15 protein-coding genes are annotated in these 16,622 nt (G+C 71.5%); 6 read left to right on the forward strand and 9 right to left on the reverse strand.

The window, feature by feature from the left end; genetic code table 11:
- Positions 1–104 precede the first annotated feature (104 nt).
- Together RG19_RS15790 and RG19_RS15795 are read right to left on the reverse strand one after the other, a co-directional pair.
- Entirely contained in the window at positions 105–2,417 is a 2,313-nt protein-coding gene (locus RG19_RS15790) for a penicillin acylase family protein (RefSeq protein ID WP_058836109.1), read from the reverse strand.
- Positions 2,418–2,497: 80 nt separating this feature from the next.
- Positions 2,498–3,850, reverse strand: coding sequence for an aspartate aminotransferase family protein (locus tag RG19_RS15795; protein ID WP_202905350.1), 1,353 nt, complete (start codon positions 3,848–3,850; stop codon positions 2,498–2,500).
- A gap of 96 nt (positions 3,851–3,946) precedes the next feature.
- Between RG19_RS15795 and RG19_RS15800 the strand changes: the two genes are divergently transcribed.
- On the forward strand, positions 3,947–4,843 hold the full coding sequence (locus RG19_RS15800) for a LysR substrate-binding domain-containing protein (protein WP_058836110.1): 897 nt from the start codon (positions 3,947–3,949) through the stop codon (positions 4,841–4,843).
- Positions 4,844–4,964: 121 nt separating this feature from the next.
- Positions 4,965–6,365: an amidohydrolase family protein gene (locus RG19_RS15805; protein WP_058836111.1), complete on the forward strand. Its 1,401-nt coding sequence runs from the start codon at positions 4,965–4,967 to the stop codon at positions 6,363–6,365.
- A 71-nt stretch (positions 6,366–6,436) separates the two neighbouring features.
- Here the strand turns inward: RG19_RS15805 and RG19_RS15810 are convergent, their stop codons facing one another.
- The 3 genes from RG19_RS15810 to RG19_RS15820 form a co-directional block, all read right to left on the reverse strand.
- Positions 6,437–7,861 (reverse strand): S41 family peptidase, encoded by a 1,425-nt coding sequence (locus RG19_RS15810; RefSeq protein WP_082672724.1) that lies wholly within the window; start codon positions 7,859–7,861, stop codon positions 6,437–6,439.
- Positions 7,862–7,968: 107 nt separating this feature from the next.
- A complete protein-coding gene (locus tag RG19_RS15815) occupies positions 7,969–8,559 on the reverse strand; it encodes a hypothetical protein (protein WP_058836113.1) in 591 nt (196 codons plus the stop codon).
- Positions 8,556–9,050 carry an RNA polymerase sigma factor gene (locus RG19_RS15820; protein WP_058836114.1) on the reverse strand — a complete coding sequence of 165 codons (495 nt, stop codon included), beginning with the start codon at positions 9,048–9,050 and terminating at the stop codon, positions 8,556–8,558. The genes RG19_RS15815 and RG19_RS15820 overlap by 4 nt, the downstream gene beginning before the upstream one ends.
- A 138-nt stretch (positions 9,051–9,188) precedes the next feature.
- Between RG19_RS15820 and RG19_RS15825 the strand changes: the two genes are divergently transcribed.
- Genes RG19_RS15825 through RG19_RS15835 form a run of 3 tightly spaced genes read left to right on the forward strand, consistent with a single transcriptional unit; the run spans position 9,189 to position 11,379 of the window.
- On the forward strand, positions 9,189–10,631 hold the full coding sequence (locus RG19_RS15825) for an amidohydrolase family protein (RefSeq protein ID WP_058836115.1): 1,443 nt from the start codon (positions 9,189–9,191) through the stop codon (positions 10,629–10,631).
- Entirely contained in the window at positions 10,628–10,915 is a 288-nt protein-coding gene (locus RG19_RS15830) for a hypothetical protein (protein WP_058836116.1), read from the forward strand. Before RG19_RS15825 ends, RG19_RS15830 begins: the two co-directional genes overlap by 4 nt.
- Positions 10,912–11,379, forward strand: a complete 468-nt coding sequence (locus RG19_RS15835; protein ID WP_058836117.1) for a hypothetical protein — start codon at positions 10,912–10,914, stop codon at positions 11,377–11,379. The genes RG19_RS15830 and RG19_RS15835 overlap by 4 nt, the downstream gene beginning before the upstream one ends.
- Positions 11,380–11,448: 69 nt before the next feature.
- On the opposite strand, the gene RG19_RS15840 is transcribed toward RG19_RS15835, so the two are convergent.
- From RG19_RS15840 to RG19_RS15855, 4 genes are all read right to left on the reverse strand, one after another.
- Positions 11,449–12,003 (reverse strand): DUF2058 domain-containing protein, encoded by a 555-nt coding sequence (locus tag RG19_RS15840; protein WP_058836118.1) that lies wholly within the window; start codon positions 12,001–12,003, stop codon positions 11,449–11,451.
- An 88-nt stretch (positions 12,004–12,091) separates the two neighbouring features.
- Positions 12,092–13,270, reverse strand: coding sequence for an OmpA family protein (locus RG19_RS15845; protein WP_238376663.1), 1,179 nt, complete (start codon positions 13,268–13,270; stop codon positions 12,092–12,094).
- A 73-nt stretch (positions 13,271–13,343) separates the two neighbouring features.
- Positions 13,344–14,213 carry a cyclic di-GMP-binding domain-containing protein, MshE-related gene (locus RG19_RS15850; protein WP_058836119.1) on the reverse strand — a complete coding sequence of 290 codons (870 nt, stop codon included), beginning with the start codon at positions 14,211–14,213 and terminating at the stop codon, positions 13,344–13,346.
- Positions 14,214–14,249: 36 nt separating this feature from the next.
- On the reverse strand, positions 14,250–14,618 hold the full coding sequence (locus RG19_RS15855) for a response regulator (RefSeq protein ID WP_058836120.1): 369 nt from the start codon (positions 14,616–14,618) through the stop codon (positions 14,250–14,252).
- A gap of 256 nt (positions 14,619–14,874) precedes the next feature.
- Between RG19_RS15855 and poxB the strand changes: the two genes are divergently transcribed.
- A complete protein-coding gene (poxB, locus tag RG19_RS15860; protein WP_058836121.1) occupies positions 14,875–16,596 on the forward strand; it encodes a ubiquinone-dependent pyruvate dehydrogenase in 1,722 nt (573 codons plus the stop codon).
- Positions 16,597–16,622 lie beyond the last annotated feature (26 nt).

The raw sequence follows: 16,622 nt of genomic DNA on the forward strand, positions 1-16,622 counted from the left end.
GCTGACAACGCTGTCAACTATCCCGCAAAAGCCGAACCTCGACAACCGCGGGCTGGGACGTCGTGCGGCCCGCGCCGGCGTTCAACGGCCGGCGCCAGGCACGTTCAACGACCGATCACCTTGGGTACCCCGATGGCATCGGCGGCGATCTCGGCCTCGGTGAACGGAAAGCGTCGCAGGCGCTTGTCGGAGAACGCGCGGGTCTGGTCGGCGAAGTGCGGCGAGTCCGGATCGGTGGACTGCGAGAACGCGAGCACCGTCTCGGCCACCGGGCCGGTCGCGTCGAACGTCACCGCCTGCAGGTAACTGGTGCCGAAGATCACCTCGGCGCGACCGGCCGCCGGCACCGAGGCGATGTAGTTGAGCGTGCCGCCGATCGCCCCGCCCGGGATCGGGATCCACGTGCCGTTGCGCGTCACGCCCTGCACCTCGCCCAGGGGTGCATCCAGGGGCACGCCGAGCGCGTCGAGTGTGGCCGCCGCCCGCGCCAGGTCGGCCAGCAGCGCGTCGCCGGCCGGCCCGTCGATGTTCAATGTCGAGGGCGTGGCGACCGGCTGCGCCGGATCGAACGGGACGCGCCACAGGTCGGGCCGCTCGCCGGCCACCTGCCAGAACGCGCGGAACAGCAGCGTGCCGCGACTGGTGAGTTCCTCCCGGCCGTCCCAGCCCGCCAGTGCGGCGCACGCGTCGGCAGGCGCGGCGGGGCGCTCGCACAGCGGCATCAGGGCCGGCAGCGCCAGCTCGCCGGCGAAGTTGCGGTTGCCCAGCATCGCGGCGGCCGCCCGTGCCGGATCGACCGGGCCCGCGTCCAGCAGACGCCCGATCTCGGTCAGGCTCGAGCGCGTGCGCAGGCTCGGCGTGTCGCCGCGATACTCCAGGCCCAGCATCGCGCCGCGCGCGACCGGCGGCAGCGCGGGGTTCGACCAGCGATAGCTGTCGTTCGAGTTCTGCACGAAATCGCGCCGCGTGAGCGCGAACATCCGCTCGCCCGGCAGCAGGCCGGAGACGGGCTCGTCGGGCGACGGCTGCCAGTCGCAGGCCGACCGGCTGCCGTCGAGGATGTAGGGGCGGGTGAAGAACGCCGGATCGTCCTGGCCGATCGTCCCGCATTCGGCGAACACCGCGTCGGAGATGTTGGGCGCAGGCGAGATGGTCGCGTGCAGCGCGTCGCCGGCGCGATCGGCCGCGATGGTGTTGAGGAACGCGACGCCGCGATGGCGGATCAACGCCCGCCGGATCCCGTCGACGCCGCTGGCCCTGCCGAAGGCGAGCCAGGTGTCGCCGCCTCGGATGTTGTCCTTGTTGGCGTCGCGCACCGCATAGGCGACCTCGCGCGTCCAGCCGTAGCCCGAGGCCGGCAACGACACCACCGGCCCGAAGCGGGTCGCGTAGAGCGTGCGCGTGATGGGGCTGCCGTCCTGGTCTTCGACGGTGACCGCATGGCGCGTCATCGCCTCGCGGTGTCCGTCGACGAGGTAGACCGTCGGGTCGTCGGGGTCGAGCGTCAACCGCATCAGAGTCGCGTGGACGGCAGTGTCGGTGGTGTGGGTCCAGGCCACGTCCTTGTTGAAGCCGATGCCGATGTAGGGCTGGCCGAGGATCGTCGCCCCGGCCACGTCGAACCGGCCCGGGATCGTCATGTGCAACACGTAGAAGCGGTACGCGCCCGACCACGGGAAATGCGGATTGCCGATCACCACGCCCCGGCCGTTGGCGGTCGTCTCGCCACCGAACGCCCAGCCGTTGCTGCCCAGCAGATGCGGCCGCGCCACGCGTGCCGGCGCCGACGCCGCGGCGGTGGCGGCATCTGCGGCCTCGCGGCCCGGCGGCGCCGCGTTGGCGATGCCGGTCGCCAGGCTGGCGGTGGAGGCGAACTGCCCGAACCCGCTGATCCAGCGCAGCACGTGGTCCTCGGTGATCGGCCGCACCCACGGCTGGCCCGCGCAGGCGGCCGGCAGGTCGTCGGCCCGCGTGTCGAGATAGTGGTTGTAGCCGGCGACGAAGCCGGCCAGCAGCGCCTTGTAGTCCGCGCTGCTGTGCGTCATGTGCGCACGGATCTGCGCCGAATCCACGGTGGTGCGGTAGAACAGGTCGCTGTCGAGGTTGTTGCCCGGCCACAGCGCGATGGACGTCGGCGTCTGCGCACCGAAGAACCGCGACCGCTCGCCCGCGGCGGTGACGTAGGCCTCCGCCATCGTGCAGAGGTTGTCCTCGGCCATCGCGTAGGCCGCGCCGAACCCGAGGCCGCGGAAGTCGCGCGCCTGGATATGCGGAATGCCGAACGTGGTCCGGGTGATGGTCGCTTCCGTCGTCGCGTCCCGGGCGTGTTCCGGCATCGCGCTGCACGCGGTCGCGGCGGCGACGGCGCCCAGCAGCACGAGGCGCGCGAGCGGGTGGGTGGGGCGGGCGTGGATCATCGTCGGCGCTCCTGGGTGCGTTGCGTGCGTGGATCGCCGGTGCGATCCGCGGTCCCGCCGTGGCGGCCGTGCGCCGGCGCTCACGCCGCGAGCAGTCCGGCGTCGAGGCAGTCTGCGATGGCGTCGCCGATGATCGCCACGCCCAGGTCGATCTCCTCGGGCGTGATCGTCAACGGCGGCGCCATGCGCATCACGCCGCCCATGCCGGGCAACTGCACGATGTTGACGTTGAGCCCCCGCTCGAAACAGCGCCGCGAGACCGCCGCACCGAAGGCCGCCGCCGGCTGCTTGCTGTGCCGGTCGGCGACGAACTCGATCCCCATCAGCAGGCCGCGTCCGCGCACATCGCCGATGCACGCGTGGCGCGATTGCAGCTCGACCAGCCCGGCCCGCAGACGCTCGCCCATGGCGGCCGCGCGCGCTGTCAGGGCGTCGCGCAGGATGATCTCGATGGCGGCCAGGCCGATGCGCGCGGGGAAGGGGTCGGAGACGTGCGTGGTGTAGAACAGGAAGCCGCGCTCGTGGCAGCGCGCCTCGATCGCCTCGGAGGTGATCGTCGCGGCGAGCGGGATCCCGGCGCCCAGGGTCTTGGACAGCGTCATGATGTCCGGCTCGATGCCGTGGTGCTCGCAGGCGAACATCGCGCCGGTGCGCCCCAGCCCGGTCTGCGCCTCGTCGACGATCAGCAGCATCCCGCGCTCGCGGCATTTCGCGTGCAGCCGCGCCAGGTAGCCCGGTGGCGGCTCGATCAGGCCCCCGGAACTCAGGATCGGCTCCACGATCGCGGCGGCCAGCGCGCCGGTGCTCTGCCGGTCGACCAGCTCGAACGCCCGGTCCAGCATCTCCAGTTCGAAGCCGTCGCCGGCCCCGTCCGGGCGGCGGTAGACATTCGGGGTCGGAATCGCCATCACCCCCGGCATCGCCGGGCCGTAGCCGCGCCGCTGGGCCGAGAAGGTGACCGGGAACGCCGCGCCGGTCATGCCGTGCCACGCCAGGTCGAACGCCACCACCTCGTGGCCGCCGGTGTAGAGCTTGGCGAGCCGGAGCGCGGCCTCGTTGGATTCGGCGCCGGTGCTGAGCAGCAGCGACCGCGACAGCCGCGGCCCCAGCAACCCGGCCAGCACCTCCGCCAGCTCGATCACCGGCGCGCTCAACAGCCCGGAGAACAGGTGGACCGGCGTGTCCGCGGCCGCCTTCATCGCGGCCACGATGCCGGGATGGCCATGCCCGAGGATCGCGCTCATCTGGCCGGAGGTGAAATCCAGCAGGGCGCGGCCGTGGGTGTCGTAGACATAGGCGCCCTCGGCCCGCTCGATCAGCGCCGGGAGGAACGTGCCACCATAGCGGATCAGGTTACGGGCCAGATCGTCCAGCCCGCGCATGTCGGGTTCGGCCGATCGCCGGCGCGTCATGTCGCTGTTCGTGTCCGCCATCGTGCCCGCTCCGTCCGCATGCAGAAGATCGCAGCCTGCGCGTGGCCGGGCGCACGGGCAAACGATTAATTCTCCGGCCGAGGGTCAGTTTTTCTGATGCAGCGCGAACTCCCCAACCTGGATTGGCTGCGCGTCTTCGACGCCTGCGCCGAGACCGGTAGTTTCGCGTCCGCGGCCGATCGCCTGGGGGTGACGCCTGGGGCGGTGAGCCAGCGCATCAAGGCGCTCGAGGCGTTTCTCGGCATCGCCCTGTTCGCGCGTCAGGCGCAGGGCGTACGCCTGACCGAGGCCGGCCGGCGGTATGCGGCCGACGTGCGTCCCGGGGTGCGGCAGCTGCTGCACGCCACGCGCGACGTGGTGCGCGACCAGACACGCGCCACGATCCGCGTCAGCATCCTGCCGGCGTTGGCGCAGTTGTGGCTGGGGCCACGGCTGGCCGATTTCCATCGACGGCACGACGGCATCTCGATCGAGATCTGGGCCGACCCGGCGCTCGCCGACCTGCAGGCCGCGTCGTTCGATCTCGCCATCCGTTACGGCCGGCCGCCCTTCGCCGGGTGCGATCACCGGGCGTTCCTGGACGACGCCCTGGTACCGGTGGCCGCGCCGGACCTGCTGGCCCGAAGCCGTCGCGATGGGCACGGACTGCCCGTCGATGTGCCCCTGCTGGTCGACACGTACTGGCCCAGCGACTTCGACGACTGGATGCGCGCGGCCGGCATCAAGCACGATGTACGCCCGTCGTCGCGACCCTTCTCGCTGTACTCGATGGTCGTGGATGCGACCCTGGACGGGCAGGGCTTCATGATCGGCCACACCGCGCTCGTCGGCGACCTGCTGGCGGCCGGGCGCCTGGTGCGTCTGTCCGATGTCAGCGTGCGCACCGCGCACCAGTTCCATGTGCTGTCGGTGCAGGACAGGCCGATGCCCCCGTCGGCCGCCGTGTTCGTGGCCTGGCTGCTCGCGCAGGAGGGCGCGACGCCGCACGCGTAATGGCGCGCACGCCGCGCACCGGACGGCGGCGTCGCGTGGTCGGGGCATGCCCTTCGGCCCGTGCGCGCGCGGCGCTGCTCCGTACCATGGCCGGTTCCGCCACATCCAACGGAACCCCTGCATGCCCCTGTTTCGCCGTCCGCACACCGTCCTCGCCGCATCGCTCGCCGCCCTGCTGGTGGCCTGCACACCCACACCGCCCGCGGGCGAGGACGCCGATGCACGGCTGCTGGGGCGCCTGTTCGATGCCGAACACGGCCGCGTGATCGAGGACGGCGAAGTGGTGATCGCCGACGGCCGCGTGCGCTGCGCCGGCCCGCGCGACGGTTGTCCGGTCGGCGCCGACACGCCCGTGCACGACCACGGCGATGCGCTCATCCTGCCCGGCCTGATCGACCTGCACGTGCACGTGCGCCCGCAGTTCGTCGGCGCCTTCGTGCCGGCCGGCGTCACCACCGTGCGCGACGCCAACAGCACCCTGGCGATGCTGGAGACCCTGCGCGCCGACCCGCAGGCCCCGCGCATGCACGTGACCGGCCCGATGATCGACGGCCCGGGCTCGGTGCTGCTGGACATGCCCGACGCCACCCCGGGCGACGACATTCCGCTGCCCGAGCGCATGCCGCTGGTGGCCGACAGCCCCGAGGCCGCGGCCGCCGCCGTGCAGGCCCTGGCCGAGGCCGGCGTGGACTGGATCAAGCTCTACGAACAACTGCCGCCCGCCGTCTTCGACGCCGCCGTGCGGGCCGCGCAGGACGCGCAGCTTCCGGTGATGGCCGATCTCGGCATCGCCCTCACCCGCGGGCTGGCCGGCGCCGAGGTGGACATCGTGCAGGCCGCGCGTGCCGGCGTCGCCACCAACGAACACCTCAGCGGCCTGGCGCTGGCCTACCAGCGCCGCGGCGGCGACGTGGCCGCCGACACCCTCGACGATGCGCTGCTCGATGCCATCGTCGCCGACATCGCCGCCACCGGCATGGCCGTGGTGCCCACCGCCGCGAACACCCTGCAGTTCGCCGAGCCCGACCCGGCCGCCCCGGACACCGTGCCCGGCGCGGCCGTGCTCGCCCCGCACTTCGCCGGCTACTGGGACCACCTGGTCGGCATGGTGGCGCAGGTGGAAGGCCGCACCCGCACCGACCGCGCGCTGCTGCAGGCCACGCTGCCGCGCCTGCACGCCGCCGGCGTGCCGGTCGGCGCCGGCTCCGACCTGCCCGCAGGCCCCTACATGCTGCCCGGGGGCGCCCTGCACCAGGAGCTCGTCGCCCTGGTGGACATCGGCCTCACCCCCGCCCAGGCCCTGCAGGCGGCGACCTGGCAGGCCGCGCGCATCCTGCGCGCCGACGACATCGGCCACCTGCAGCCCGGCGCCCGCGCCGACCTGCTGGTGGTGGACGGCGATCCGCTGCAGCGCATCGAAGACACCCGCCAGGTGCGGTCGGTGTGGTTCGACGGGCGCGAGGTGGATCTGGAGGCGGCGTGGGCGCGGGTGGGGGAGATGCTGGAGGCGGCAGCCCGGTGATCGTGGGAGAAGACGTCCGTCCCGTTCCGGGAATGCCGCCACGTTCCGGATCGGCCGCCGCGGTCCGCGCCTCAGCGGTCGGTACGTAACGAGATCGCCAGCGCCCGCGCCAGGGACGCTGCCGACGCGGCCTCGCCCCCGTCACCGTCGGCGGCGATCGGCAGCACGTGGTCCGGTCGGACCACGTCCGTGCGTCGTTCGCCATTGGGCCGGTAGAGCAGCCGCGTGGGCGCGAAGGCCCGGATGCGGGTGTTCGGCAGGTCGAAGAAGAAGATCTGGCCCGTCTGATTGGCGAAGCCGGCGGTGGGTTCGCCGATGACCGTGCCCACGCCGCAGTCCTGTACGGCGGTCGCCATCACGATCGCCGCCGAATACGTGTACGGCCCGATCATCAGGTACACCTTGCCCGGGAAACGCCTGGATTCGCGCGCCGGCGCGACGTCGAAGCGCATGTCCAGCGCGACCAGCTCGCCCGCCTCGCCCTTGGCGAACCAGCCCGAGGCGCTCACGTCGTTGAGCTTCTCGGTGACGCTCGAGACCAGCTCGCAGGTTCTCGGCGAGATGCGGGAGAGCAGCGTCTCCACGTTGTCGGTCGACCCGCCCGGGTTGTTGCGGATGTCGATGATCAGGTCATCGACGCCGTCGGCGCGCGCGGTGCCGATCGCCTGATCCACCGAGTGCCTGAACGTCTTCCGATCGCCGCCGAAGTACGACACCTCGAGATAGCCCACGCCGCCGTCGAGCGTGCGGTAGCGCACGTCGTCCTGCCCGGCGCTCCCCCGGGCCTCCACGGCCTGCGCGAACGCGGTGGACGCCATCGGCGCGACCGTGGTGTCCGCGACGTCGTCGCCGTCCTGGAAGCGCACCGTGACCGGGCCGGCCACATCGTGGTAGTGCCAGAGCAGCGTGGAGAACTCGCGCGCGGCGATCTGCTCACGCAACAACGGGCTCTCGCCACGCGTGTAGCGGGCCATGCCCGCCAGCACCTGTTCGACCGGCATGCCGTCGATGGCCAGCAGCCGGGTGCCGGTCGGGAGCGCACCCGACTGGGAATAGTCGTGCTCGACGAACAGGGCGCCGCCCCGGCTGGTGACCGTCATCGGGAACACGGTGCCGCCCTGTTCGCCGAAGCGGTTGAATTCCGGGTACGGGTAGAAGACGCCCGCGTGGCCGTCGCGGAACGCCTCGGTGGCCGTGCCCACGATGCGCTGGAACTGGCGGCGGTCCATGCCGTCGCGCACCTGCGAGCGCAGCGTCTGCCGGAGCCGTTCGCGCTGTGCCGGGGGCAGGCGACTGTCGAGGTCCGGGTGCAGCGCGGCGACGCGGTCGAACAGGTGATCCACGTCCTGCTGCAACTGGGCTTGCGTGAAGTGCGCATCCATCAAGTGCGGTGACGCGAGGTCGACGTACACCCTCTGGTGGTCCCCATGGCAGGCGGTGGCCGAGAGCATCATCAGCAGGCCGGCGCAGAGGGCATGACGTCTTGGCATGTGCATGTGGCGTTCGCTCGTATGTCCTCGTCGACTGCATCGTCCCGGCGAGTCGCTCCACTGCCTAGATCACGAGGTCACTGTCACTTCCGGCCTATCCGCGTCGGTGGCGGTCACGCGGTCTCGCGGGCGGTTGCAGGGGATCCGGCAAGCCGCCGCATCGCCCGGTATTCGCGCAGGCGTCGACGGCCCTGGCGGCGCGACAGCAGGAAGGTGGCGACGGCGCAGACGCCTGCGTAGGCCAACAGGTCGCGGACCGGCAATCGCCAGGCCGGGTCGCCCGACACGACCGCGGCGATCGTGGCCGCGATCGCGTAGGCGAGCAGGACCATCGCCGCGATCCGGGCGATGCGCAGCTCACGCAGGCCGGCGCGCAACTGCGACAGCCGGATGTGTGCGTAGGTGCGCACATCCTGCGCGGCCTCGGCGGGAGAGGGCCGCGTGTTGCGCAGGACCAGCCACCAGATGGTGGGCAGGTAGGCCACGAAGAACGGCATCACCAGCCAGTACGCCGGCGTCGTCTCCCCGCCCCACAGAGGCCGGACCAGCGCCGCGATCGCCGCGAGCGTCAGCAGGATCTCGAGGCCGCGTCGGAGTCGCCGCCGCAGGCGGCTGCGATTCACGCGCACCGCCAGGTCCGCCCCGTCGACGGGTGGGCGCGTCGTCCGCCAGGCGGACTGCATCAGATCGTCGAACTCGGTCATGGGGTGTCGTCCTGGGAAAGCAGTGTCTTCAGGTGGGCCCGGGCCCGATGCAGACGAACGCCGACGTTTTCCTGCGAGATCCCGAGCAGGCTGGCGATCTCGCCGTAGTCGAACCCCTCCAGCTGCAGCATCAACGGTTGGCGGAGCGCCACCGGCAGGGTGACGAGCGCCGCGAACAGCCATTCGCTGCGTGCACGCGCCGCGTCGTCGGTCGTGGCGGGGTCGGGCACGTCGTGGCGCTCGACATCCAGATGCAGCAGTGCGGGCGCACGCGTCGCCGTGCGGACATGGCTGGCGCCGAGGTTGTGCGCGACCCGGAGGACGAAGGGCAGCAGCCGATCGTGCGCGCGCAGCGACGGCAGGGCCTGCCAGATCGCGAGCAGCACCTCCTGCATGAGCTCCTCGCGCAGCGCGGGATTGAGCTCGTACCCACAGACCGCCCGCCACAGCTGCGGATGGAGCGCGTCGACCTGGGACCACGAAGGCGGCATCGGACTCGGATTCGAGGGGATCAGACAGTCAGTCGCCGCGAGGCGCGTCTTTCTTACACGTCATTTTTCTGCAGGTCGGGGCGTAAGAATCCGGGGGCGACGGGCGACTGCAGGGGTACATCCACCCAGGAGTTTCCCATGCATCGTCTCATCCCTTGGTCGCTCGTCGCGCTGTCGGCGTGCGCGCCCGCGGTGTCGCTCCAGGCCGCGTCGCCGCAGCCGCTGGCACTCGATCGGGTGCACATCGTCGATCTCGAAGCGGGTCGCAGCGGCGCGCCGCAATGCGTCCGCATCGAGCAGGAACGCATCGCGCGCATCGCACCTGCCGGCGATCGGAGCTGCCGCCGCGGCGCCACCGTCGTGGCGCTGGAAGGTCGCTATCTGATGCCCGGCCTGATCGACATGCACGCCCATCTGTCGATCGGCCCGCTCGAGGTGCGTCAGGACGGCGACGAGATCGTGATGGAGGCCCTGCCCGACGATGCCATCGCCGACCACAACGCCGCTCGGCTGGTCGGATTCGGGATCACCACGATCCGCAACCCGGCGGGCGATCTGGCCGCGGCCATGCGCTATCGCGCTCGACGCGCCGAAGGCGCGGTGACCGGGCCGGAAAGTTTCGATGCCGGCACGGTCCTCAACGATATCGATCTGCCGGGCCTCGGGACCGGCGTCGGCACCGTGGACGAGGTGCGCCGGGCCGTGGCCGCGCAGGTCGACGCCGGCGCCGACTGGATCAAGCTCTACACCGGGCTGACGCCCGAGCTGTTGCAGGCCGGCATCGAGGCGGCGCATGCGCACGGCCGGCCGGCGGTGGCCCACCTGGAGGACGTGGCGTGGACGGAGGCCCTGCCGATGGGGCTCGACGGCCTCGTGCACCTGATGCCGATCAGCCCGGACCTGTTGGCCCCACATGATGCCCAGGCATACCGCGATGCGCGCCGCCCCGGCACGTTCGGCTTCTTCGAGTGGTGGGAGCGCTTCGACCCGGAAGGACCGGAGGCCGACCGGGTGATCGCCGCCTTCGATCGCCATCGCCCCGTGTTCGACGCCACGCTGGTCGCCTTCCACGCCGCCTTCGTGCAGGACCAGGACGACAGCCCCTATCTGGACGAGGCCCGCCGCTACGCGCATCCGCACCTGTTCGAGAACTGGACGTCGTTCTTCACCTTCGCGCTGGGTTGGGCGCCGGACGACTTCGCACGTGCGCGCGCCGTGTGGCCGAAGGTGCAGCGCATGGCCGTGCGCCTGTACGCGAGCGATGCGCGCATGACGCTCGGGACCGACATGAGCAATCCCTGGATCGCGCCGGGCGCCAGCGTCCATCGCGAGATGGCCTTGCTGGCCGAGGCCGGCGTGCCGAACGCGCGGATCCTCGCGGCGGGGACGTGGCAGGCCGCCGATGCACTGGGCGCGGGGGATCGCCTGGGGCGGGTGGCGACCGGCTACGAGGCCGACCTGCTGGTGCTCGATGCCGATCCGCTGGAGGATCTTGCGCATGCGCGCAATGCGCACGCGGTGGTGCTCGATGGCCGCTATCTCGATGCGGCTGCGCTCGCGACGTTGCGGGGTGACGAATGAGCGCGCGCGAGGAGCGTCCCGCGGCGGGCGCGACGCCCAAGGTGAGGCGTCCGTGGCGCTGGATCGCGCTGGGCGGCGTCGTGTGCCTGCTGGCCTGGATCGCACTCGGCATCGGACTGGTCGCGGGCGCGGACAGGACGACACGCCTGGTGCTGGTCACCGTCGCCGCCGTGGCGACCGAAGGTCTGGTCTGGCTGACCGCGGCGCTGCTCGGGTTGCGGGTCTTCGAGGCACGCCGGAAGCTTTGGCACGCGCTGCGGGCTCGTGTACAACGTCGAGGATGAGCAGCACGACGCGGACGATCCGCCCGGCAAACACGTTCCTCGTCGCGGGCGCCGCGCTGAGCGGGATGGCCGCGTTGCTGCACCTGGCATGCCTGGTCGTCGGCGCCCCGATGTTCCGTCTCATGGGCGCGGGGGAGCAGATGGCCCAGCTGCACGCCGCCGGCCACTGGTATCCGGTTGTCGTCACCGCCGGGATCGCCGGTGTGCTGCTGGCCTGGAGTGCGTACGCACTCTCGGGTGCCGGGGTGCTCGTCAGGCTGCCATTCACGCGCACCGCCCTCTGCCTGATCACCGCCGTGTACGTGGTCCGAGGCGTGGCGTTCCTTCCCGCCATGGCCTACTTCCCCGGCAACAGCATGGTGTTCGGGGTCGTGAGTTCGGCCATCTGCCTGGCGATCGGCGTGGTCCACGGCATCGGCCTGAAAAAGGCCTGGCCCAGGCTCTCGGGAAGGGTTGCCCGATAGCCAGACGCGCCTATCCGCCGCAATACCGTGGCCTCGCGCGCACGCGCGGGGCCACTCGATCGCGCCGAATCACCACATCAAGTCGTCGGGCACCTTGAACTGCGCGTAGTACGCATCGTCCTCGGACGTTTCCGCAGGCGTCTCGGCATCCTTGGCCTGCCCGTGATCCAGCACGATCAGGCCGGCATCCCGCTCCCGCACCTTCTCGGCCGCGGGACGCGGCAACAGCTCGAAACGATCGCCCAGGCGGGCGATGACCAGCGCGCCGGCGGCGAGCTGCTTGCGCAGGGTCTCATCCACCAGCACGGTGCGGATCACGCCGTCCACGGTGAACCGGTACTCCAGTTCACCGGTGCGCGGCACCTTCTTGTCCTGGATGATCTGCCGCGCCTGGCTGGCGAGCTCGGCCGTGCGGGCCCTGGCCTTCTGCTCCGCCGCCAACGCGCGGTCGCGCTCGGCCTTCTCGGCGCGCACGCGCTCGGCTTCGCGCTGGATCTCGGTGGCCTGCGGCGGCGCCTTGCCGTGTCGCGCCTTCTGCTGCTCGCGCGCCACTTCGGCCACCTTGCTCTTCTTGACCAGGCCCGCCTTGAGCAACTGTTCCTGGAGGGGGTTCGCCTTCGCCATGGGTCGGAATCGTGTCGGATACCGGACGATGATACCCGTGGGGTCGGCCCGCTTCTTCAGCGCCCGTCGAGACGCCCGGGCACGCTCGTCACTGCAGCGACACCAGTTCCACCCGCCGGTTCTGCGCCTTGCCGTCCTCGGTGGCGTTGTCGGCCACGGGGCGGTCGGGGCCGTAGCCGGCGGCTTCGAGGCGGTCGGCGGCGATGCCGCGGGCGACCACCAGCGCCACCACGGCTTCGGCGCGGGCCTGGGCGAGGGTGCGGTTGCGCGCGGCGGGGCCGGTGTCGTCGGTGTGGCCTTCGATGGCCAGGCGCAGGGCGGGGTCGGCTTCGAGCAGGGCGACGATCTCGTCGATCTGCGGCAGCGAGTCCGGCAGTACGTCGGCCTGGTCGGTGGCGAAGTTCACCTGCAGCGCGACGCGTCCGGTCTCGCCCAGGGCCTGTTCGATCGCCTGTCGCGGCAGCAGGGTGGCGGTGGCCTGGAAGGCCTCGGTCTCGCCGATGACCCAGCCGCCGCCCTTGTCGCCGTTGCTGCACTGGCGCACCCAGATCGCGCGGTCGGCGCGCCGCACCACGTACACGTGCACCGGTTGCGTGGGGAAGCACACGCTGTTGCGGTAGCGGGTGGGGAAGGAATCCGTGCCGGCCCACAACGCTTCGCGCACCTCGCGCGGCTCCACGCCGCTGAACACGTGCACGCCGCCGGCCTGTTCCACCACCGCGGCGATGTTGCGCTCCACCTGCAGCGGCGAATAGCCGCTGCCGTCGGAACGGATGTGCGAGACGTGGAAGCGGCCCTCCACCCATTCGATGGCCTCGCCGGTCCAGAAGCCGACGCGGTCGAACGGATATTCGCGGGTGAACGCGCTCAGGGCGACGTAGCCCTCGGGCAGCTGGAAGTACGGGAAGTCGCCCAGCGGGACCGTCGAGACGGGCACGCGGTCGAGTGCGAAGCCGGGGTCTTCGGCGGTGTCGGTCGCCGCTTCGGTGGCGGCGTCGTCGTTTGCGGCATCCGGGCCGTTGGCATCGGTCGTGGGCGTCGCCGCGGCATCGGGCGCCGCGTCCGCAGTGGCGGCCGCGGGCGCGCCGCCCGTGTCGGCGCTGGCGGGCGCGTCCGCTCCACCGCCGCAGGCGGACAGCAGCGCCGCCGCGGCCAGTGCGCCGATCGCCCATGTCGGCGTCGTGGTCCCGCGCGCGCTCGCGCGTGCGGTCATCCCCATGTCGCTGCCGACATCGCGCAGGACGTCGCTCTGCGTTCCGTTCCCCATCACGGCCCATCCCCTGGTTGCGAAGCGGGAAGAATACCGAGCTTCAATCTGCGATGCGGCGGCACGTGCGCGCTCAGGCGGGGCGATCCACCAGCAGCACGAAGCCGCCCAGCTGCGAGCCCATGCCGATCGCCAGGCTGCGCGTGCGGTCGGCGGCCAACGCGGCCGCCGGCACCGAGGCGTCCGGAGGCAGGGCGCGGTAGGCGGTGTCGTCGCCGGCGAGCACGTCGTGCACGAGGTACCCCATCAGCACGTTGACCATCTCGCCCAGCGCGTCCACGGCGAGCTCGTCGTCGCACTGGTCCTCGGCGATGCCGAGCAGGGCGCAGGCCAGGGCGCGTGCGGTGGGCAGGTCGGCGGCCAGGCCGATGCCCAGCCGCAGCTCGCCCTCCACGCGCACGTACTGCACGCAGGACCAGCGCTCGGGTTCGAGCGCGAGTTCCTCGGGCGGCAGCACCTCCGCAGGCAGGCACTGGCTGCCGAGCATGCGCGGGAACAACCGCGCGCACAGCCCGATCGCGCTTTCGGCGAGGTCGCCCAGCGGATGGGCGGCCAGTTCGCGTTCGAAGTCGTGGCGTGCCTTCTCGTGATCGGCGCGGTGCAGGGCCAGCTCCGCGTCCAGGCGTTCGGCGTCGATCGCGCCCTGTTCCAGCAGCACGTCGCCGAGCCGCTTGCGGCCGGCCTTCTGCGCATCGACCAGGGCGTCGAGTTGCTCCGGGCCGAGCACGCCCATCTCCAGCGCGATGTCGCCGAAGCGCCGGTCTTCCACGCGCTGGCGCTGGTGGATGCGGCGCGCCTGCGCGGCGTCCAGCAGGCCCTGGCGGACGGCCAGTTCGCCCAGCAGCGGGTTGGACGCGCGCTGCGCCTCGATCGCCGCGAGCAGTTGCGGCGCGGTGAGGGCACCGCGCTCGAGGAGAAACTGGCCCAGGAATTTAGCTGTCATCGTGTGCCTCTACGGATGATTGCCGGGTGTCGCCGCTCAGGCGAGCGCCTCGCGGAGCACGCGTTCCATCGCATCGGTCTCGATGGGCTTCTGCAGGTAGGAGCGCGCGCCCATGCGCAGGCACTCCTCGATGTCGCGCTGGGCGCCCAGCGAGCTGAGGATCACCACGCGGGCCTGCGGATCCAGCGCGAGAATGCGCGCCAGGGCCTCGCGCCCGTCGCACTCGGGCATCACCAGGTCCAGCAGCACCAGATCCGGGCGCAGCGCCTGGTACTGATCGACGGCCTCCAGGCCGTTGCCGGCCTCGCCGGTCACGTGGAAGCCGGCATCGTCGAGCTGTCCGGCCACCATCATCCGCAAGGCGCGCGAGTCGTCGCACAGCAGCACGTTCGGTCGTGCGGTCATTGGTGTCTCCTGGTCGAGGTGTGAACGCCGTCCCGTTTTATCGGCCCCGCCGGGGGCTTCTTGAGCGCTTCGGCCGCCGGCCTGCCGGGAAGCCCGGAATGCGCGGCGGCAGGCGGCAGTGGCGGCCGTCCGCCGGCCGCCGCGCGGACGGCCCGGTCCGCCGGTCGCGCGTGGGCAACGGACTGTTCCGGGCCTCCCGGCGGTGCCGGCGGGCCGGTGTGGTGTGATGACCGCACCCATCCCGCCCGGAGGTCCCATGAAGCAGAACGTCGCCACCCTCGTCGCCAAGGTGCTGGAGCAGGCCGGTGTCCAGCGCATCTGGGGCGTCACCGGAGATTCGCTCAACGGCCTCAACGACGCCCTGCAGCGCATGGGCCCCATCGACTGGCTGGGGACCCGCCACGAGGAAGTCGCCGCGTTCGCGGCGGGCGCGGAGGCGCACGTCACCGGCGCGTTGGCGGTCTGCGCGGGTTCGTGCGGGCCGGGCAACCTGCACCTGATCAACGGCCTGTTCGACTGCCACCGCAACCGGGTGCCGGTGCTGGCGATCGCCGCGCACATTCCCTCCAGCGAGATCGGCAGCGGCTACTTCCAGGAAACGCATCCGGAAGAACTCTTCCGCGAGTGCAGCCACTACTGCGAACTGGTGTCCAACCCCGAGCAGTTGCCGCGGGTGCTGGAAGTCGCGATGCGGCGGGCGATCCTGGATCGTGGCGTGGCGGTGGTGGTGCTGCCGGGCGACGTCGCGTTGCGGCCCGCGCCGGAGAACGCCGGGCCGAAATGGCGGACGCCGCGGTTGCCGCGCGTGCAGCCGCCGGCCGACGAGATCGCGGCGCTGGCCGATGCCCTGAACGGCGCGAGGAACATCACCCTGTTGTGCGGCAGCGGCTGCGCCGGCGCGCACGACGAGGTGATCCAGCTGGCCGGGCGCTTGCAGGCGCCGGTGGTGCACGCGCTGCGCGGCAAGGAGCATATCGAGTGGGACAACCCCTACAGCGTGGGCATGACCGGGCTGATCGGCTTCTCGTCCGGTTACCACGCGATGATGAACGCCGATACGCTGGTGCTGCTGGGCACGCAGTTCCCGTACCGCGCGTTCTATCCGGCCGATGCGCAGGTCATCCAGATCGATCTCGAGCCCGGCCGCCTCGGCGCGCACTGCTCGGTGGACATGGCGCTGGTCGGCGACATCAAGAGCACGCTCGATGCACTGCTGCCGCAACTCGACGCCAGGTCCGACCGCGGCTTTCTCGACAAGGCGCTGGCGCACTACCGCGAAGCGCGCGAAGGGCTCGATGCGCTCGCCACCGCCAACGATGACCGGCCGATCCATCCGCAGTACCTGGCCCAGCAGCTCAGCCGGCATGCCGACGCCGATGCGGTGTTCACCTGCGATGTCGGCACGCCGACCGTGTGGGCCGCGCGCTACCTGCGCATGAACGGCAAACGCCGCCTGCTCGGTTCGTTCAACCACGGCTCGATGGCGAATGCCCTGCCGCAGGCGATCGGCGTGCAGGCCGCGCTGCCGGACCGGCAGGTGGTCGCGATGTGCGGCGATGGTGGCTTCACCATGCTGATGGGCGATTTCCTCACGCTGGCGCAGTTGAACCTGCCGGTGAAGATCGTGGTGTTCAACAACAGTTCGCTCGGCTTCGTGGCGATGGAGATGAAGGCCGGCGGCTATCTCACCGACGGCACCGACCTGCACAACCCGGACTTCGCCGCGATCGCCAACGCCGCCGGCATCAAGGGCGTCCGCGTGGAGAAGGCCTCCGACCTGGATGCCGCGCTGCAGGACATCCTGGCGCATCCCGGCCCGGCGCTGCTCGACGTGGTGACCGCCAAGCAGGAGCTCGCCATGCCGCCGCAGCTCAAGCTGGAGCAGGCCAAGGGCTTCAGCCTGTACATGCTGCGCGCGATCATCAACGGCCGCGGCGACGAGGTGGTGGAACTGGCGAAGACCAACTGGCTGCGGTGAGACCGCACGGCCCGGCGGGCGGGCCG

Source organism: Luteimonas abyssi, assembly GCF_001482195.1.
GTDB classification, from domain to species: domain Bacteria; phylum Pseudomonadota; class Gammaproteobacteria; order Xanthomonadales; family Xanthomonadaceae; genus Luteimonas; species Luteimonas abyssi.